We start from the raw sequence: 17910 nt of genomic DNA, 5'->3' as shown, positions 1-17910 counted from the left end.
AATGCTATAGTTCAATAATAAAACTAGTACACTAATAATATATTAACACAGCACCGGTGATTTTACAAGAAAATATGCCTGTAGAAGATAAAGATTGTAAAAGCGAGGGTTATATAAGTAATGCTTGATAAGTACTTTATGCATGTAATTGTAAAAATCCTCAAAGGTACGCTGTGTATATAATCTTCGCATACTACCTGCATTCCAAGAACTGCGTGCCAAAAAATGCAAAACAACAATACAACAAAAAATAAAAGCTCTAGAGGGTGATTAATAAATTTTTCACTAAAAGACAAAGAGCTATCAGTATAAAATGTGCAAGAAAATGAATAGATAAACCAAGAAAACAGGAACAGTAAAATTACCGCAGAAACACGCTGAACCCACCAATGATGTACTGAATTTCCAGACTGACTCATATAAACATAAATAAAAAAGCCATAGTAGAAAGAAGTAGCGTTACTGTCAGCAGTATAGCACTCCTTGAAACGCCAGTAATTTCTAAATTAAGCCCAGCATCCCACAATAAATGACGAATACCATTAAGAAAATGATATACAAAACTTATAAAACATAAGACATAAGCTAATTTAGCAACAGGAGTGAATAATAATGCATTTAAGTACCTTACTATAAGTAACTCAGGAAAGTAAACATGTAATATGAAATACCAAGAAAGTATCATTAATAAAAGGAATAGCAAGATACCAGTCAATCTATGCATAATAGAGAAAAAACTAGTAACTTGTACTTTATATATTTGTAAATGTGGAGAAAGAGGTCTATCACTCATAAAATTCCGTTATCGGGAAATTAAAATAAAGTAGAAGTAAAGACAGCAGTATAGCACATAACAACACCATCATTAAAAATGGTAAGTTATGCGCAAAGCCTAAGGAGGTAATCCAGCTGCAGATTCCCCTACTGCTACCTTGTTACGACTTCACCCCAGTCACCGATCCCACTTTAAATAACTCCCTCCTTGCGGTTAGGTCGTTAGCTTCGAGTGAAACCAATTCCCATGGCGTGACGGGCAGTGTGTACAAGACCCGAGAACGTATTCACCGTGGCGTGCTGATCCACGATTACTAGCGATTCCAACTTCATGCACTCGAGTTGCAGAGTACAATCCGAACTGAGATGGCTTTTAAGGGATTAGCTTAGCCTCGCGACTTTGCAGCCCATTGTAGCCACCATTGTAGCACGTGTGTAGCCCACTCCATAAGGGCCATGATGACTTGACATCATCCCCACCTTCCTCCAGTTTATCACTGGCAGTTTCCTTAAAGTCCCCAGCATTACCTGATGGTAACTAAGGATGAGGGTTGCGCTCGTTGCGGGACTTAACCCAACATCTCACGACACGAGCTGACGACAGCCATGCAACACCTGTGTGAAACCCGGCCGAACCGACCCTATCCCTTCGAATAGGTATAATTTCCATGTCAAGGAGTGGTAAGGTTTTTCGCGTTGCATCGAATTAAACCACATGCTCCACCGCTTGTGCGGGTCCCCGTCAATTCCTTTGAGTTTTAATCTTGCGACCGTAGTCCCCAGGCGGAATGTTTAACGCGTTAGCTGTAATACAGAAAGTAAAACTTCCCATATTTAACATTCATCGTTTACAGCGTGGACTACCAGGGTATCTAATCCTGTTTGCTCCCCACGCCTTCGCGCCTCAGCGTCAGATTTGAACCAGATAGACGCCTTCGCCACTGGTGTTCCTCCTAATATTTACGAATTTCACCTCTACACTAGGAATTCCTCTATCCTCTTTCAATCTCTAGATTAGCAGTTTTAAAAGCAATTCCAAGGTTGAGCCTTGGGATTTCACTTTTAACTTACTAATCCGCCTACGCGCCCTTTACGCCCAATAATTCCGAATAACGCTAGCCCTCTCCGTATTACCGCGGCTGCTGGCACGGAGTTAGCCAGGACTTCTTCTGTGAGTACCGTCATTATCTTCCTCACTAAAAGAGCTTTACAACCCAAAGGCCTTCTTCACTCATGCGGCATGGCTGGATCAGGCTTTCGCCCATTGTCCAATATTCCCCACTGCTGCCTCCCGTAGGAGTCTGGACCGTATCTCAGTTCCAGTGTGGCTGATCATCCTCTCAGATCAGCTATAGATCATTGCCTTGGTAGGCTATTACTCCACCAACTAGCTAATCTAATATAGGCTCATCTAATAGCAATAAATTTTTCCCCCGTAGGGCGTATACGGTATTAGTTGCCGTTTCCAACAATTATTCCGTACTACTAGGTAGATTCCTATACATTACTCACCCGTCTGCCACTAAGTTATACCATAGCAAGCTACAATATAACTCCGTTCGACTTGCATGTGTTAGGCCTGCCGCCAGCGTTCATTCTGAGCCAGGATCAAACTCTCAAATTTAGACTTCAACCTATAAAAGGTTGAGGGTACATCGGATAAATCCGACAAAAAATAATTTAGCTTAATACTGCTGTCTTTATTTCTACTTTAGAAATATTTTAATCTCCAACTATTCAAACAACTTTAAGAATATTATTATGTGATATAATCACTATGTCAATATGTTTTTGCAAATCAAAAGCATTAATGTATAAATATATAACTATTTGGAATATTACCATGAAAAAATACATCTTTCTGCTTGCACTCGCGCCAATGTTAGTTGGCATCACATTATACTTATTGCGCAACATTGATAACACAAAACAATCTATAACTGCAGGTGACAAGTTTTACGAAGTATTATTCTTAAAAAAAGATAATAAGCCGCTGCTAGAAGAAATAGATTCAAATTGGGAGTATTTAGCAAATTTTGAACGCGCATTCAATCATATCTCAGATTCAATGCCAACAGACACAGCATCTATTTATAATGATTTGGCAGATGATAAAGATGCTCCTAATGTTTTGCGTGAGTTAGCACAATATTTAGAAGTAATGAGCTTACTTCACTCCAACGGTGAAAAAATAAATAAAGATAAAATTGATAATTTAGAATCAAGCACAGTGTATCCTTATTCAAGCCAAGAAGCTATTGCTGTAGTAAAGATACACAATAACGACGTTAAGGGTGCAACTGAAATATTGCGTTCCCTATTAAATGATAGAAAATGCCCTATCCTAATCAAAGCTAATGCACAAGAATTACTCAGGATATATGGGAGTTAACTCATTGGACTTTTTGCATAGCTTTTGGCAGCGCATCGGATGAAACGAAAAAACTTACTTGACACCCTTCGCCAGCCCCCTTATCATGATAGTGAAGCTATTGTATTTGCTTTCGCCAATCTGCAGATTAAAAGGTAAGGATTACTTAATGTATCGGCGTCTTATGTTCAATTTTTTGCAGTATATAGATACTGTATGTCTTTACAAAACTTCATCTACATCTAGATTTTTATCTAAATAAGCTGAACGCGCTTATAAAGCGTTACAAGACATCAAAAAATGCCAATACTCGACAGAGATAGTAAAAGACTAGCTAACTCGGGGATTCTTTGTCTTTTTTTCTGCTTAGTAAACTTCTTAAACATTTGCAGCGTAAGTTAGTTGCAATTAAAAGCAGCTTAATCTTGCTTGTCAAGCGTTTAAAACATAAAAAACGCCAATATTTTAAAGCGGATAATAACCCCAGGGTTTCTTTTGCCTTTTTTTTCATTTGGTAAATTTTTTAAATATTTATGGCTAAAGATTGCACGAATGTTGCAATTACAAAAACGATTTCTACTAGGGTATCACGCACTGGGATGACACCATTCTTTTTCCTGGATCCAAGTAGTCAGGGCACTGGGATGACAGCTACCCTGACAATCGTCACCCCGCTGCTTGTTAGCGGATACCGCGGCGGTATGACGTAGAAGTTATACTTTTATGCTTACCAACTTAATAAAATTCCTGGATTCCAGTGTCAGCTACTTTCATGGCACCAACAGTTGATATTGGTTTGTTGCTTTGCTAGCCAACTACTAGCTATGCCTCAAGTTTCCTATTCAAAATTTTCAATATCAAATCCAATTCATTTGGATTATCATACCGTATCATAACTTTACCCTTAGAATTGTTGTCATTAATTTTGATCTTTAAACCTAGTTGAGAAGATATAGCGCCTTCTATTACTGTCATATCTTGATTTCTAGTATATCTCTGCTCTTTTTGATTGTTGTTTTGATGTAGGTCCTTTATCAGTTTTTCAGTTTGTCTAACGCTTAAGCCCTGAGAAACTATTTTTTCTGCAATACTTTCCGCATTTTCAACATTAATCAACGCTCTTGCATGACCCATAGACAATTTTTTCTCATTGATCATTGTTTTCACCCTATCAGGGAGCAACAACATCCGAATCATATTGGTTATGTGGCTGCGGCTTTTGCCTATAGCTGAAGCTAATTCCTCATGTGTATAGAAAAACTCATCTATCAGTTTTCTGTAAGCTTCACCTTCCTCTATTGGATTAATATCTTGCCTTTGTATGTTTTCAATAATGGATACTTCCAAGCATTCCTTGTCGCTCAGATCTTTTATGATAACCGGTGCACTATCAAGATTTGCAATCTTGCTTGCTCGCCAACGACGTTCTCCAGCTATTATTTCATAACCATCATCATTTGAATCTTTGCGTACCACGATAGGCTGTATAATGCCACTTTTCTTTATCGAATTTGCAAGTTCTCTTAATGACTCCTCGTCAAAATGTTTCCTCGGTTGAAATTTGCTTGGGTGCAGTAATGAAATAGGCAAATGCTCTTGTCGATCTTCTTTATTATCATAATTATCGCCTATGAGGCCGGCAAGACCTCTGCCGAGGCGTCTATCATCCTTCATACTACGCCCTCGCTTACTAGTTTCTTCTCCTTACAACTGCTCGCGTGCTTTTTTAAAATTTCCCTTGCCAAACTTATATATGCTTGTGCACCAGGACACTTAAGATCATACACAATAGCGGGTTTTCCATGAGAAGGCGCTTCTGATAACCGTACGTTACGTGGAATAACAGTCTCATACAATGGGATGATAGTTTTGTATACTTTATCATTTAAATACTGGCAAATATCGTTTTTAATCTGTTCACTGAGTTTGTTGCGCCTGTCATACATTGTTAACACTATCCCTTCTATTGCCAAAAAAGGGTTTAGGTTATTTCTTTTTATCAGCTCTACAGTTTTAACTAAATGGCTTAATCCCTCCAAAGCAAAAAATTCACACTGAAGAGGGACAATAATAGAATTAGCAGCAGTCAAAGCATTTATGGTTAGAAGCCCAAGTGATGGAGGGCAATCGATGATTATATACTCATAATTATCACGTATCTTCTCTAATGCGCTTTTTAGCACAAATTTTCCTCGCTCAAGTTGCGATAATTCAATTTCTGCAGCTGATAAATCAACTACTGACGAAATTAGTGATAAATTTGGAATTTCCTTTATATTGAAAATTGCCGATTCTATCAATTTATTTTCGCTGCTTAGTAGTATTTTGTATATATTTTTTTCTTCCCTACTACGATAAGAAATCCCGAGCCCGGTGCTAGCATTTCCTTGAGGATCAAGATCTACCAATAAAGTGCTTTTTCCCACAGCAGCAAAGGCTGTCGACAAATTTATACTAGTTGTGGTTTTGCCAACTCCACCCTTTTGATTTACTATTGCAATAATCTTGCTCACGCCTTTTATCTTATGTATAAAATAATTCTATTGTATATATGCAAGAAACTTTTGCATTAGAAAATTTTTTTGTTGTTAACCACACTAAAATTAGACTGTCTTTTTTGCTTTGTGTAACACACTTTGAACCTTGTTTCCTAATTCATTCAGAGTGAATGGTTTTGGCAAAAAGTGAAAATCTTCTATATTGATGTCATCACTCTTTAAAAAAGCATCTTCTGCATACCCAGAAATAAAAATAACGTTGATATTTGGCCTATGGATCAATGCTTCTTTAACTATTTCTGGGCCGCTCACCTCTGGCATGATTACATCAGTGATTATAAGATCTATGTGTTGACTTTTTTTACTGATTATTTCTAGCGCCTCGCTGCCTATGCTTGCTTCTATTACATCAAATCCTTTTCTTTTGAGTGCTTTAGAGATGAATTCCCTTACTGAATCTTCATCTTCGATTAATAAAATTATACCATTACCTTTAATTTCACTTACTACCGGTCTTTCTGTTTCTTCACTATCTTCCTCTCTATCATTTTCATCTGATATGTAAACCATGGGCAAAAATATGCTAAATTTAGTTCCATGATTTACTTTGCTAGCAACATAGATGTATCCTTCAGTTTGTTTAATAATGCCATATACAGTAGAGAGGCCAAGACCTGTACCAGAGGTAATATCTTTGGTAGAAAAAAATGGATCAAAGATCTTTTCAGTTGTATCACTCGTCATTCCACATCCAGTATCAATTACTTCAATCACAACATAATTTCCATGTTCAATCGCTTCCTTGTCTGGAGAAAACATATCCTGAGGTGTAGAATTTAATGAGTCAATCTTTTGATTAAAGGTTCGTATAGTTAATTCTCCGCCCTTTTCCATAGCAGCACTAGCATTGACTGCTAAGTTAAGTATAACTTGCTCTAATTGCCCTTGATCAGCCCTAACAGCACCCAAGTCTCTACCATAATAAATATTAAATTTTATATTTTCACCTATTAATCTTTTTATCATTTCATAAAGATTAGCTATAGTATTATTTACATCAATAATTTTTGGCTGCAAGGTCTGTCTTCTTGAGAAAGCAAGCAATTGTCTTACTAAATTTGATCCACGCTTTGCATTTTGCTGTATCTGTATTATATCTCCAAAAGATGGATCACCAGCTGAATGCTGGAGTAAAAGCAAATCGCAAAATCCTATTATCCCAGTCAATATATTGTTGAAATCATGCGCAATACCACCTGCTAACTGCCCTATAGCTTGCATCTTTTGATAATGCTCAAGCTTTATCTCTAGGTTTTTGTGTTCAGTATTGTCAATAAAATAACAAAGTATGAAGATCATTTTATTATGAAGAAACTTATTGAAATATATTTTTATGTTATTACCGCCGTTGAGCTGTACATCAAAAGACGCATTATTTATTCTATTACTCGAAAAATATTCACGTATTTTCACATGATAACTATCCAATATCAACGTAAAGATTGAATTATTATCTGACCCTGCAAGCTTTATTAGTGCCGTATTTTTCTTTACAAAGTTGCCGTTTATGTCACATTGTGCAATAGCAATTGATGAATTTGCAAAACAAGGGTGTAATTGATAATCAACAATATTTGATTCGGTTGGTGTTATAAAGCCATATATATAGCTATGGTTGTATTTATCACAAAATATAGCAGTGCTCATATAAGCCTTGAATGGAATACCACTTATAGTAAAAAACAAAATTTCATTATCGGTTGTTGTATTGTTATATTTAGATTGAGATATAAAATCACTGATTGAGCTACCTTTTTCCAGTTTTTTCAGTTCAAATATGTCTAAAAATCTTTTATTTACAGATAAAATCACCCCTTTGGCATTTGCAATGTAAGTTCCTATGCTGTGTTTTTCTATTAACTCTTCATATATCTGCTCCTTGTTTATCTGTGTTGCTTTTAATACAAAATACCCATCTGGCCTTGCTATTGGCACTAATGATAAATTTAAAATCTTATTACTATTTATAGCAATTTGGGGATTATCTGGTATCGGCTCAAAGAGCAAAAGAAAGTTAGATACTCTATTCTTCTTGTTTAAGGAAATGCATACCTGTACAGAAGAGTTATTTTTTAGTGCATGATAGAGTACTTTTTTGTCTGCTTCTGAAACATCTCCTATTTCAAGAATCTTGTCTAACGTAATGTCATCATCTATATGATCTTTAAACCTTTCGTAGAACCTTGCATCAGCATAAATAACACCCTCATCTTTATGTAAAATAAGGCAAAATTCTGTATTATGATTTAGTGCATTTGCAAATATTGCATTTTGAAATTCTATAGTATTAAGTAGGTATCTGTAGCGTTTTACATTATACATCATAAAGAGAGTTGTTAGAATGCTAACTAATAAATTAATCTCTATATTAATATGCTGACTATATATATCAAAAAAGTAGAGTATCGATATTGCTACTGGAGGTAAGAGCATAATAACTGCCATCACAACAATTGACATTCCATAATTTCTTAGTATGAAGTCAACCCTGTTCTCTTTTTTGTTATCTATGTATCTTTTATTCATTATTGTTACTTGGCATTGTTGTACATACGAAAATGTTCTATTATATTGATTTAATTATTATAGATTTATTAACGTCTTTGATAGATAATTATCATCCAAATCTAATTAAGTTCCTTAAATATCAGATATAACAATGTTAATAAGCTAGCAAGAGGATATTATGGAAAAACAAAAAACACAAGCATTTAAATGGTTCTGTGCACTAAGAGATAAGATCATAGAATCTTTCTTATTAATTGAAAAACAATCATCCGCAGAGCCAAAGATCGAAAAGAGAAAGTGGGATCGCCCAGGTGGTGGAGGTGGTGAATCTACAATTATTTTTGGTAATGTTTTTGAAAAAGTTGGAGTAAACGTTTCAAAAGTACACGGAAAATTTGCAGATTCAGCCATTAATGAAATTCCTGGTGCAAGTGAAAGTAACGGAGAGTTCTGGGCAAGCGGTATATCTTTAGTGTCTCATATGCAATCGCCCCTTATCCCTGCAGCGCATATGAACACAAGGCTGATATATACTTCAAAACAATGGTTTGGTGGAGGAATGGATTTTACGCCAATATATAGAAATGAAGAAGATTGCAAGTATATTCATGAATCAATCAAAATGACATGTGATAGATTTGACACCGGATATTATCCAAAATTTAAAGAGCAATGTGACAATTATTTTTTCTTACAACACAGAAAAGAGCCACGTGGCATTGGTGGTATTTTCTATGATAATCTGAGTTCTGGCAACTGGGAAAACGATTTTGAGTTCACAAAAGCAGTAGGTGAAGCCTTTTTGGAAATTTATTCGCACGTCATACGTAAACATATGCAAAAATCTTGGACAAAAGAACAACGAGAAAATCAATTAATAAAACGTGGCAGATATGTAGAATTCAATCTGTTATACGATCGTGGCACAAGGTTTGGTTTAATGACTGACGGCAATCCAGATGCAATTATGATGTCAATGCCACCACTTGTTAAGTGGTTATAGAGAGCTGCTATTAGTAGAAAATAAATCATCATAGTTTAAAATTGTACCATGGTAGTGAGCTTTTATATAGGGGGTATAATCATGGGCATAATAGATAATTTTTTAATTAAATCTGTCAAAAACAATGACATAAAAGGTGTTAAACTGACTCTAATTCTCTATGATGCATTAAATAGTTTTAGAAAATTCTTTTCAAAGACTATGTCTCTCAAGAATACAGGATCATTTGATATAAATAATAATCAAGCTTTAGGACATGCTACAGATCACAAAATAATGGAATTGCTGATTAATCGTGGAGCTGATATCCACTCAATAGATGAGAATGGAAAGAATGTTATAATTCGTGTTATTGAGAGTTTAGCAGAATCAAAAAATCTAAAATTGGATAGTGAGAAAAACTTACCAGCAGAGATAACTCTTCACCCCACAGTTTCCTTTTTACTAGGAAAAGGCGCAGAGTATTATTCTACAGATGATTTGAATGTTGAAGCTATACAACAAAAACCTCCTAGAACCTCTGAATATGAGCCAATAACTATGTACGCTGAGGTGAACAACAATGTAATACCACCTCAAAAACCTTCTAGAACTTTTGAGTATAAGCCAAAGAGCACTAATTATGATGCTTTGCCTTCAAAAGAGCCAATTTACGCTGAGGTGTATGATGCTAAGGTTAGTAACTCATTAGGGGAGAATGGTTATTTGAGTGTATCAGAAGAATCTATTTATGCTGAAATATATGATTCACATAAAAAATCCACTGAAAATTTATCATTGGAAGATAGTGGTTATTTGAGTATATCAGAAGAACCTATTTATTGCACTATAGATGATCTTTCAGAACAAAAAAGCCTACTAGCCTAAAACAGAAAGAGCCAGAACAGTCGTCAGAACCTATTTATGCTAGGGTAGATTTGTCCAAGAAAAGAGCAGAAAGAAAAGCAAAAGACATAAAAGCTAATTCTGGAACTTGCCATGGGTTAGTGCAAGATAAAGTGAATGATTGGCAAGTGAAGCTAAATGAGCTAAGTGCTAATAAGTCGATAAGTCAGCAACAGACTAATGATCAAAAAATTAAGACCAAGGCTGGCTTTAGTGTAGAAGAAATAAGGCAGAAATATGAGCGTAGAGATTCTGGCTACGATTCTGGCTATGATTCCGATACAAAAGTTGAACAACAATTAGAATTAGCTCCTAAATCTGAGATAGGTTCAGTGAGTATTGAGCATGGAGTAATAGGAGGCTGTCGATATAAGATTACTGATATATCCCTCTAACTATGTGATTCAAAATAATTGAATTGACTTTATATATGTAATCGATATAACCTAGTTAGATTCAAGTTGACTCTTTCGTCTAGTGGTTAGGACACCACCCTTTCACGGTGGTAACACGGGTTCAAATCCCGTAAGAGTCACTCAAGTAGAATATAATTAAAGTTTTGAATGGGAAAAATTAGGCTCTATGTTGAAGAAGCTTTATCACAAGGCGTGAGTTTAGCACTTAATCCACAACAAAGTCACTATATTTGCAATGTAATGCGGCTTAAGAAGTATGATAATCTCTCTCTTTTTAATGGAAAAGATGGAGAATGGTTAGGAGAAGTAGTTAATATATCGCGTAAATTGACAGAAGTTACACCCAAAGAATGCACTAAACAACAGCAATATGAGGAAAATTTATACCTGTATTGTGCCATGGTAAAAAGTGCTGCTTTGAACAATATAGTAAGACAGGCAACTGAAATGGGAGTAATCTGCATTCAATTTATTTCAACGGAACGTACAGTGGTAAAAAATATTAACCTAAGTAGAGCAAAATTACAAGCAATCGAAGCAGCGGAACAATCAGGTAGGATAAGTATACCAGAGATTTTGCCTCCTATTAACTTTTGTGAGTTACCTGATTCCCAGAGTAAAAATTTTGTTTTGTGTGATGAAACAGGTAAAGCTGACAAAGTGCTGAAAGGCAAAAAAAATGTTGCTATTATTGTTGGCCCTGAAGGTGGTTTTTCATCTTATGAACTTGATCTTGCCGATAAGTTTTGTCAAAAATTGAGTCTAGGAAAAAGAATTTTAAGGGTCGATACTGCTGTAGTTGCTGCACTCACTTTCACCAATTGGTGTAGCTAGATTTTTAAATATGGCTAAGATAAAGAAATCTGGTTCAGTGTTGCGCGCACAAAAACTCTGTAGACTCTCTACGAAGCAGTCTGTTGTTAAAGAGTAGCTAATAAAAAACATATTCTAAGATAATATTAAATCTCGTATTATATTTTTTCTAAAGTAAACAAATGAATCTTGCATTTTGCCTGAGTTATTGATACTCTGAGTAAAGAAGTCGGGGCGTAGCGCAGCCTGGTAGCGCATTTGGTTTGGGACCAAAGGGTCGGGAGTTCAAATCTCTCCGCCCCGATGTTAGTACGATTGTAAAAACGCTGCAATATAAGAGCAATCTCCATCAGTAAGCAAGTAGCTGACACTGGAATGACATCATTTACCATGTAAATTGTGGCATATTATATTTTAACGCTCAAGTTTATAAAATAATTGACAATGTTAATTTTCTAATTTATAAATAGATTTTGACATGATTACCGAAGGAGGTATAGAGTTTGATAGAAGTATCAGTCCATTATGGTGATGTAGACAGAGCTCTTCCAGTATTGAAAAAAACAATTCAAAAGGAAGGAAGAGGGTTGAAAATGAAAAAACAATATCATGAAAAAAAATCAGAAAAAAGAGCTAAAAAGAAAGCTGAAGCTAAAAAAAAGAGGTACCAACAAGAGTGCAGAAGGCAGCGTTATGGTTGGTAGTTTGTACTCAAGTTAATAGTTTATCATTGGTTATTTTATGAATATTCACGAATATCAAGCGAAAGAAGTTTTGCATAAATTTAATGTCCCAGTGCCAAAAGGTTTTGTTGCTACATCTGCGGAAGAAGTAAAGACTCAAGTAAGTCAATTAAAATCTGACGTGTTTGTAGTTAAAGCTCAAATTCATGCAGGTGGTAGGGGTAAAGCCGGTGGCGTAAAGCTAGCAAAGTCAGTTGAAGAAGCTCAACAGTTTGTAAAGGACATGATTGGTATGACTTTAGTTACTCATCAAACAGGGCCAAGCGGGCAGCAAGTAAGAAAAGTGTACGTTGAAGAAGGCTCAAGCATTAAGAAAGAGTATTATTTAAGCCTGGTAATCGACCCGAAGCTCAGTAGGCCAATATTCATATTTTCCTCAGAGGGTGGAATGGACATCGAAGAAGTGGCGAAAAATTCTCCCGCAAAAATTGTGAAATTTGATATTGATTCTGCTACAAGTTTTGATAGCAGCAAGTTAAGCAGCAGTTTTCATTTGAGTCCAGAACAAATAGAAAAGATATCGAACATTGCAAAAAAAATATATGATGCATTTATTGCAACTGACGCGAGCCAAATTGAAATTAATCCACTGGTTGAAACAAATTCTGGAGATTTTATTGCGCTCGATGCAAAAATTAATTTCGATGATAATGCTTTATATCGTCACCCAGAAATTATGGAACTTCGTGATTATGATGAAGAAGTGAAAGAAGAGATAGAGGCTTCAAAGTATGGGCTCAGTTACATCAAAATGGATGGCAGTATTGGTTGCATGGTAAATGGTGCAGGTCTTGCTATGGCAACAATGGATATAATAAAATACTACGGAGCAGAGCCTGCTAACTTTTTGGATGTTGGTGGTGGAGCGAGTAAAGAAACTGTAACTGAAGCATTTAAAATCATATTGTCTGATAGCAACGTAAGAGGAATTTTGGTTAATATATTTGGTGGTATAATGCGTTGCGATATTATCGCAAGTGGAATTGTTGCGGCTGCAAAAGAAATGAGCATTAAAGTTCCTCTAGTGGTTAGATTATCAGGTACTAATTTTGAAGAAGGAAAAAAAATTTTAGAAGAGTCGGGATTAAATATTATTGCTGCAGATGAGCTAGATGAAGCTGCGCAAAAGATAGTAAAAGAGGTAAAATAAAGCATGTCCGTTTTAGTAAATAAAGATACAAGATTAATATGCCAGGGTTTTACTGGTGCACAAGGCACATTTCATTCAGAGCAAGCAATTGATTACGGAACGAAAATGGTGGGAGGTGTAACTCCTGGAAAGGGTGGTAGCACTCACCTTAATTTACCGGTTTTTAATACTGTAGCAGAAGCCAAAGAAAAAACCGGTGCAAATGCTACAGTTATATATGTACCTGCTAAATTTGCTGCTGCTGCAATACTTGAAGCAATAGATGCAAAAATAGAATTGATAGTTTGTATTACAGAGGGCATTCCTATACTTGATATGGTGAAAGTTAAGCGCGCGCTTGTTGATTCAAAAAGTCGATTGGTTGGTCCCAACTGTCCGGGAATTATTACGCCTGAAGAGTGCAAAATAGGAATTATGCCTGGCCATATCCATAAGCGTGGACACATAGGAATTATGTCTCGCTCTGGAACTTTAACTTACGAAGCAGTAGCACAAACAACTGCTGTTGGTCTTGGTCAATCCACATGTATCGGAATTGGGGGGGATCCAGTTCATGGTATGACATTTGTTGACTGTATGGAGCTCTTTTTAAAAGATAACGATACTCATGGTATTGTAGTTATTGGTGAAATAGGTGGAAACGAAGAAGAAGATGTATCACATTTTGTGAAAACAGAAAAAACTAAAAAGCCAATCGTTGGTTTTGTAGCAGGCCAAACGGCACCTCCAGGAAGACGTATGGGACACGCTGGAGCAATCATCTCTTCCAGCGGTGGAAGTGCTGGTGCAAAACTAGAAGTTATGCGGAGTGCCGGGATTGCAATTGCTGAAACCCCTGCAGTAATTGGTAAGAAGGTATTGGAAGTAATGCATCACTAGAATTAGGGTCACAAAAACCCTATATCACCGGTCATGAATACGTTATTTGCCCATTCGATTAATAACTTCCCTCCTGGTAAATTTACTGAAGTCTGTTGGACAGTCAGATATCCACGTAGTGTGGATGTAACAAGTGCTGCACAGGCTGCACTACCGCATGATGCAGTAATGCCTGTACCTCTTTCCCAAACTCTTAAAGCTATTTCTCCAGACTTTTCAACTTGTGCAATACTAATATTAATTTTCTGAGGAAATAATACGTGACTTTCCAACTTTGATCCTAAACTTTGCAATGGTATTTCATTTACGTTATCAACAAAAAAAACTATGTGAGGATTACCAATATTTACTGCAACAGGATCTTTTAGCATTTCAAGCTCTATAGGTAAGTGAAGAGTGTCACACTCAGTAGACAAGGGAATTTTATGCCATTTTAGCAAAGGTTTACCCATGTTAACCTTTATGGATTTATCACCAACTTTAAAACACTCTAAAATGCGTTTGTTTACCAGCTCAATAGTGATATACTCAGTACCTTTTTCTGACATTAGCAAATATCCAACGCAACGTGCTGCATTTCCGCACATTTCAGCTTTGCTACCATCAGCATTATAGATATGCATAAAGCAATCGGCTAAACTGGAGTTTGTTATCACTATGACTTGATCGCAACCGTTTTGGTTAGCAATTTTTTTATAGTTCCAATTTAAATCATTTGCTGAACGTGAGTCTATGATAACGAAGTTGTTACCAGTTCCGTGCATTTTGATAAAATTTTCAGGACCTTGGCCACTCATCATAAAAAAACATTTCTTCTATTGGTCTCCTTTTTTTCTTACTTGTTTCAGCGCCCTCTTCTTCGTAACCAACCGCTATCACTGACATTACGTTAAAGTCATTGGGTATATTGAACTCTTTCACTATTTTATCTCTATCAAATCCACCCATTTGATGGGCCATTAAGTTCATAACTGCAGCTTGTAACATAAGTCCATAATTCGCTGCACCAGTATCGTGATTAGCCCAAAAATTTTCACCTTTATCAGATTTGCGGAAATTCTTAGCGCTTAAAGATATGATTAACACTTGTGCATCTTTTGCCCACTTTTGATTAGATTCATCAAGACAATTTAGCAATTTTTCCCATGCGTTTTGATTGCTCTGTTTATTGCATATCACATATCTCCAAGGTTCATCACCAAAACATGAGGGAGTCAGCCTTACAGCTTCCATTAAAATATCCATGTCTTCCTGAGATATTGCTCTTGTAGGATCGTATGAACGTCCGCTGTGTCTTGCTTTCATCAACGATAATAGATCTTGTTTACTCATCATTTTTAATTTAATAGTGCATAAATAATTCATTGTAGCACAATATAAGCAAAATTTAAATTGCAAAACCTCTCATACACATATATTACATTTAATAAGTTATTTTTATTGGGAAGGTATGTTTATAACACAATCTAGCAGCAGATCAACACTGGCTGAAATATTGTCTTGCGTTTTACTTTTATTCTTGATGGCTCAAATAAGTATACCATTGCAGCCTGTGCCTATCACATTGCAAACTTTAGGAGTAATGCTTATTGGGCTTAAATTTAACCGCAGAACAGCATTCTATTCTGTGCTTACATATCTATCACTTGGTGCAGCAGGATTGCCTGTTCTTGCAAATTTTTCTGGTGGTTATCACGCTCTCCTTGGACCAACAGGTGGATATTTAATTGGCTGTTTAGCTGCTGTTATGGTAATGAGCAAAGTAAATGAATTACTGAACTCTAAGTATAAATCATTTGTGTGTAATTCTTTAAGTTGTCTGGCTGGTACAGTTATAATCTTTATTTGTGGTGTTAGTTGGCTTGCTGTTTACTTGGGTCTGAGACAAGCAATAATGGTGGGTGTTTTGCCATTTATCCTTCCTGGTTTGGTAAAAATTTTTCTACTTGTAGCAGCTTTGCAATATTTGAAAAAATGATAAAATTCCGCCCTCATCATTTCATGTGCACCCTCGCGTTTCGGGGATATGGGTATTCTCAGGGTTTTGTAGAAAATTATAAAAGGATAGCAAGCAAAGTAATTAGTACTCAAATCGAAGTAGTTGGTAACCTTGATAATATCTGTAGTGCTTGTCCAAATCAGACTAAACAAGGTAAATGCACCACACAAGCTAAAGTTTTAGAGCTAGATAGAAGGCATATGGAAATTTTAGGAATTAAAATTGGCGAGACTTTGACCTGGAGTGAAGCGGTAGAAAAGATTAGGGAGAAAATGTCTTTAGAGAAATTCGAGTACGCATGTGAGGGGTGCAACTGGCAGCCATATGAAATATGTAAAAATGCCCTTTTAAATTGTCATTCCTATAAAGGTAGTTGACAAAATGTTAAGATAAATCGAAGCATTTTTGTGGAAATAAAGCGAAATATGGAAGACAAAAGATAAATGCATTCTGAAAGGCTACACAGCATGTTCGTCCCGCTAATTAATAATATCTTTATTATTGTATGAGATAGGTAATTTAGCATTTATGAATTTGTAATGTGTTGCATATAGCTCAAAGAAATAAGGTTTACTGGTTACACGCTGCAGCCAATGCCACAACACTAGGACCTATGTTTATCTGCATGTTAATTTGCGTTGTGATTTTATGGAGGTCTTCTGTTACCTATGCTAGTGAAAATTTGGAGATACAGAAGGCCTTTGATAGTGTTGTCAAGCATATAAAAGCTGATAAAAAATATAAAGATCTTGATGTTATTGAGAGAAAAAGTGATAAATTTAACATCAAAATTGCGCAGAATTCTGGCAAGAGTTTTGACATATACTCTACTTTAAAAAAAGCAAAAGATTCCTTTGAATCAGGAGATAATGAAACAGCTATTTCTCTCCTTAATCAGATCATTGCAAAGTTTCCTTATCATAAAAATGCTTTAATTGGATTGGGAAATATTTATTACGCTAATAAAGAATACAAAAAAGCTGTAGAGATTTACACAAGACTGTTAAAAGAACACCCTAGTAACCCTTACATATTAAAAAATTTTCTGACGATAATCTCACAATATGATCCTGATCTGGCGTTGAGTGAAATGTTAAAATTGTATGATATACATAAAAATTATGCTCCTTTATTAGCAAATTTAGGTCTGATCTATATGAAAAAGGAGGATTATGTAAAAGGTAAAGAGTATATGATAACTGCTATTTCCCTCGATGAAAACAATATTTTTTATACTTATAATTTAGCTGTTATTCTAGATAAACTTTCAGATTTTCAAAATGCTACAATATTCTACTTAAAGTTGTTAAACATGGCTACAACTTCGAAAGATGTGAGTGAAAAAATACCTTTATACAAAGTGACAGCAAGACTAAAATTTATAAAACTTCACAGCACGCACCCAAAGATTTCATAAAAGCTTATAGCTTACCTAAAGCTAATTTATCGTATCTGTTCAGGCAATGGCGTCAACTTAAGGACACATTTTAGACTTCTGTGTTGAAATAAAACAGAAACAAAAGTGCTGTCCCTTGCACTCTTTGGATAATTTAATGGTAAAAGTTTTAGAGAGAAATTTTATACACTATCGCTGATATTTTTCCTTAAGTTGACGCCATTGGCTGAACGGACACAATTTATCGCTATTTTTGTTTACAATAATAATATTGAGCTATAGAATTAGATCTAAAGGGGCAATTAGCTCAGCTGGTAGAGCATCTCGTTTACACCGAGGAGGTCGGCAGTTCAAGTCTGTCATTGCCCATTTGCTTAACTGAATGTTAGTATTATTAATTACTTCAATTAAAGTA

18 protein-coding genes, 3 tRNA genes and 1 rRNA gene are annotated in these 17910 nt (G+C 35.7%); 14 read left to right on the top strand and 8 right to left on the bottom strand.

The window, feature by feature from the left end; translation table 11 throughout:
• Positions 1 to 62: 62 nt before the first annotated feature.
• From sdhD to ABWU72_RS02640, 3 genes are all read right to left on the bottom strand, one after another.
• Positions 63 to 419, bottom strand: coding sequence for a succinate dehydrogenase, hydrophobic membrane anchor protein (gene sdhD, locus ABWU72_RS02650; RefSeq protein WP_155969122.1), 357 nt, complete (start codon positions 417 to 419; stop codon positions 63 to 65).
• Complete coding sequence (gene sdhC, locus ABWU72_RS02645) at positions 416 to 793, bottom strand: succinate dehydrogenase, cytochrome b556 subunit (protein WP_007548462.1); 378 nt, start codon at positions 791 to 793, stop codon at positions 416 to 418. The genes sdhD and sdhC overlap by 4 nt, the downstream gene beginning before the upstream one ends.
• A 100-nt stretch (positions 794 to 893) precedes the next feature.
• A 16S ribosomal RNA gene (locus ABWU72_RS02640) occupies positions 894 to 2398 on the bottom strand.
• Positions 2399 to 2551: 153 nt separating this feature from the next.
• On the opposite strand from ABWU72_RS02640, the gene ABWU72_RS02635 reads away from it, so the two are divergent.
• On the top strand, positions 2552 to 3166 hold the full coding sequence (locus tag ABWU72_RS02635) for a hypothetical protein (protein ID WP_155969120.1): 615 nt from the start codon (positions 2552 to 2554) through the stop codon (positions 3164 to 3166).
• Positions 3167 to 3967: 801 nt separating this feature from the next.
• On the opposite strand, the gene ABWU72_RS02630 is transcribed toward ABWU72_RS02635, so the two are convergent.
• From ABWU72_RS02630 to ABWU72_RS02620, 3 genes are all read right to left on the bottom strand, one after another.
• On the bottom strand, positions 3968 to 4819 hold the full coding sequence (locus tag ABWU72_RS02630; protein ID WP_006279814.1) for a ParB/RepB/Spo0J family partition protein: 852 nt from the start codon (positions 4817 to 4819) through the stop codon (positions 3968 to 3970).
• The gene (locus ABWU72_RS02625; protein WP_006280226.1) at positions 4816 to 5658 is read right to left on the bottom strand and encodes a ParA family protein; all 843 of its coding nucleotides are present in this window, start codon (positions 5656 to 5658) and stop codon (positions 4816 to 4818) included. Before ABWU72_RS02625 ends, ABWU72_RS02630 begins: the two co-directional genes overlap by 4 nt.
• 90 nt (positions 5659 to 5748) lie before the next feature.
• The gene (locus ABWU72_RS02620; RefSeq protein WP_155969191.1) at positions 5749 to 8229 is read right to left on the bottom strand and encodes a response regulator; all 2481 of its coding nucleotides are present in this window, start codon (positions 8227 to 8229) and stop codon (positions 5749 to 5751) included.
• Between the two features lie 160 nt (positions 8230 to 8389).
• Between ABWU72_RS02620 and hemF the strand changes: the two genes are divergently transcribed.
• The 9 genes from hemF to sucD all read left to right on the top strand — a co-directional run bounded on the left by hemF (position 8390) and on the right by sucD (position 14100).
• Entirely contained in the window at positions 8390 to 9214 is an 825-nt protein-coding gene (gene hemF / locus ABWU72_RS02615) for an oxygen-dependent coproporphyrinogen oxidase (RefSeq protein WP_155969192.1), read from the top strand.
• A gap of 81 nt (positions 9215 to 9295) precedes the next feature.
• Positions 9296 to 10081 carry a hypothetical protein gene (locus ABWU72_RS02610; protein ID WP_353283846.1) on the top strand — a complete coding sequence of 262 codons (786 nt, stop codon included), beginning with the start codon at positions 9296 to 9298 and terminating at the stop codon, positions 10079 to 10081.
• A 50-nt stretch (positions 10082 to 10131) separates the two neighbouring features.
• Positions 10132 to 10494 (top strand): hypothetical protein, encoded by a 363-nt coding sequence (locus ABWU72_RS02605; protein WP_223823129.1) that lies wholly within the window; start codon positions 10132 to 10134, stop codon positions 10492 to 10494.
• A 68-nt stretch (positions 10495 to 10562) separates the two neighbouring features.
• Positions 10563 to 10634, top strand: a tRNA-Glu gene (locus ABWU72_RS02600).
• A 28-nt stretch (positions 10635 to 10662) separates the two neighbouring features.
• Positions 10663 to 11349 (top strand): 16S rRNA (uracil(1498)-N(3))-methyltransferase, encoded by a 687-nt coding sequence (locus ABWU72_RS02595; protein WP_006279818.1) that lies wholly within the window; start codon positions 10663 to 10665, stop codon positions 11347 to 11349.
• Between the two features lie 209 nt (positions 11350 to 11558).
• Positions 11559 to 11632 (top strand) — tRNA-Pro (locus ABWU72_RS02590).
• Positions 11633 to 11831: 199 nt separating this feature from the next.
• Positions 11832 to 12032, top strand: a complete 201-nt coding sequence (gene rpsU / locus ABWU72_RS02585; protein ID WP_006279819.1) for a 30S ribosomal protein S21 — start codon at positions 11832 to 11834, stop codon at positions 12030 to 12032.
• A 37-nt stretch (positions 12033 to 12069) separates the two neighbouring features.
• Positions 12070 to 13221 carry an ADP-forming succinate--CoA ligase subunit beta gene (gene sucC, locus ABWU72_RS02580; protein ID WP_174515667.1) on the top strand — a complete coding sequence of 384 codons (1152 nt, stop codon included), beginning with the start codon at positions 12070 to 12072 and terminating at the stop codon, positions 13219 to 13221.
• A gap of 3 nt (positions 13222 to 13224) precedes the next feature.
• A complete protein-coding gene (gene sucD, locus ABWU72_RS02575; RefSeq protein ID WP_155969196.1) occupies positions 13225 to 14100 on the top strand; it encodes a succinate--CoA ligase subunit alpha in 876 nt (291 codons plus the stop codon).
• Between the two features lie 8 nt (positions 14101 to 14108).
• On the opposite strand, the gene dapF is transcribed toward sucD, so the two are convergent.
• Positions 14109 to 14897, bottom strand: coding sequence for a diaminopimelate epimerase (gene dapF / locus ABWU72_RS02570; RefSeq protein ID WP_196770146.1), 789 nt, complete (start codon positions 14895 to 14897; stop codon positions 14109 to 14111).
• Positions 14878 to 15465, bottom strand: a complete 588-nt coding sequence (locus ABWU72_RS02565) for a nitroreductase family protein (protein ID WP_155969200.1) — start codon at positions 15463 to 15465, stop codon at positions 14878 to 14880. Before ABWU72_RS02565 ends, dapF begins: the two co-directional genes overlap by 20 nt.
• 85 nt (positions 15466 to 15550) lie before the next feature.
• Here ABWU72_RS02565 and ABWU72_RS02560 point away from each other — a divergent pair, with 85 nt between their 5' ends.
• From ABWU72_RS02560 to ABWU72_RS02545, 4 genes are all read left to right on the top strand, one after another.
• Positions 15551 to 16078 carry a biotin transporter BioY gene (locus ABWU72_RS02560; protein ID WP_155969202.1) on the top strand — a complete coding sequence of 176 codons (528 nt, stop codon included), beginning with the start codon at positions 15551 to 15553 and terminating at the stop codon, positions 16076 to 16078.
• Complete coding sequence (locus ABWU72_RS02555) at positions 16075 to 16476, top strand: DUF1284 domain-containing protein (protein WP_155969205.1); 402 nt, start codon at positions 16075 to 16077, stop codon at positions 16474 to 16476. Before ABWU72_RS02560 ends, ABWU72_RS02555 begins: the two co-directional genes overlap by 4 nt.
• Before the next feature lie 164 nt (positions 16477 to 16640).
• Positions 16641 to 17516, top strand: coding sequence for a tetratricopeptide repeat protein (locus ABWU72_RS02550; protein WP_007548480.1), 876 nt, complete (start codon positions 16641 to 16643; stop codon positions 17514 to 17516).
• 275 nt (positions 17517 to 17791) lie between these two features.
• A tRNA-Val gene (locus tag ABWU72_RS02545) sits at positions 17792 to 17864 on the top strand.
• Positions 17865 to 17910 lie beyond the last annotated feature (46 nt).

The sequence above is a fragment of the Wolbachia endosymbiont (group A) of Lypha dubia genome (assembly GCF_964028575.1).
Lineage (GTDB): Bacteria > Pseudomonadota > Alphaproteobacteria > Rickettsiales > Anaplasmataceae > Wolbachia > Wolbachia pipientis.
The sequence above is the reverse complement of the archived record's forward strand: the minus strand, read 5'-3'. Positions and strand labels throughout refer to the sequence as shown.

Bases quoted from the DNA above. Each gene is read 5' to 3' on its own strand.
- sdhD (WP_155969122.1), bottom strand. From the start codon at position 419: ATGAGTCAGTCTGGAAATTCAGTACATCATTGGTGGGTTCAGCGTGTT.
- sdhC (WP_007548462.1), bottom strand. From the start codon at position 793: ATGAGTGATAGACCTCTTTCTCCACATTTACAAATATATAAAGTACAA.
- ABWU72_RS02635 (WP_155969120.1), top strand. From the start codon at position 2,552: ATGTCAATATGTTTTTGCAAATCAAAAGCATTAATGTATAAATATATA.
- ABWU72_RS02630 (WP_006279814.1), bottom strand. From the start codon at position 4,819: ATGAAGGATGATAGACGCCTCGGCAGAGGTCTTGCCGGCCTCATAGGC.
- ABWU72_RS02620 (WP_155969191.1), bottom strand. From the start codon at position 8,229: ATGAATAAAAGATACATAGATAACAAAAAAGAGAACAGGGTTGACTTC.
- hemF (WP_155969192.1), top strand. From the start codon at position 8,390: ATGGAAAAACAAAAAACACAAGCATTTAAATGGTTCTGTGCACTAAGA.
- ABWU72_RS02610 (WP_353283846.1), top strand. From the start codon at position 9,296: ATGGGCATAATAGATAATTTTTTAATTAAATCTGTCAAAAACAATGAC.
- ABWU72_RS02595 (WP_006279818.1), top strand. From the start codon at position 10,663: ATGGGAAAAATTAGGCTCTATGTTGAAGAAGCTTTATCACAAGGCGTG.
- sucC (WP_174515667.1), top strand. From the start codon at position 12,070: ATGAATATTCACGAATATCAAGCGAAAGAAGTTTTGCATAAATTTAAT.
- sucD (WP_155969196.1), top strand. From the start codon at position 13,225: ATGTCCGTTTTAGTAAATAAAGATACAAGATTAATATGCCAGGGTTTT.
- dapF (WP_196770146.1), bottom strand. From the start codon at position 14,897: ATGAGTGGCCAAGGTCCTGAAAATTTTATCAAAATGCACGGAACTGGT.
- ABWU72_RS02565 (WP_155969200.1), bottom strand. From the start codon at position 15,465: ATGAATTATTTATGCACTATTAAATTAAAAATGATGAGTAAACAAGAT.
- ABWU72_RS02560 (WP_155969202.1), top strand. From the start codon at position 15,551: ATGTTTATAACACAATCTAGCAGCAGATCAACACTGGCTGAAATATTG.
- ABWU72_RS02555 (WP_155969205.1), top strand. From the start codon at position 16,075: ATGATAAAATTCCGCCCTCATCATTTCATGTGCACCCTCGCGTTTCGG.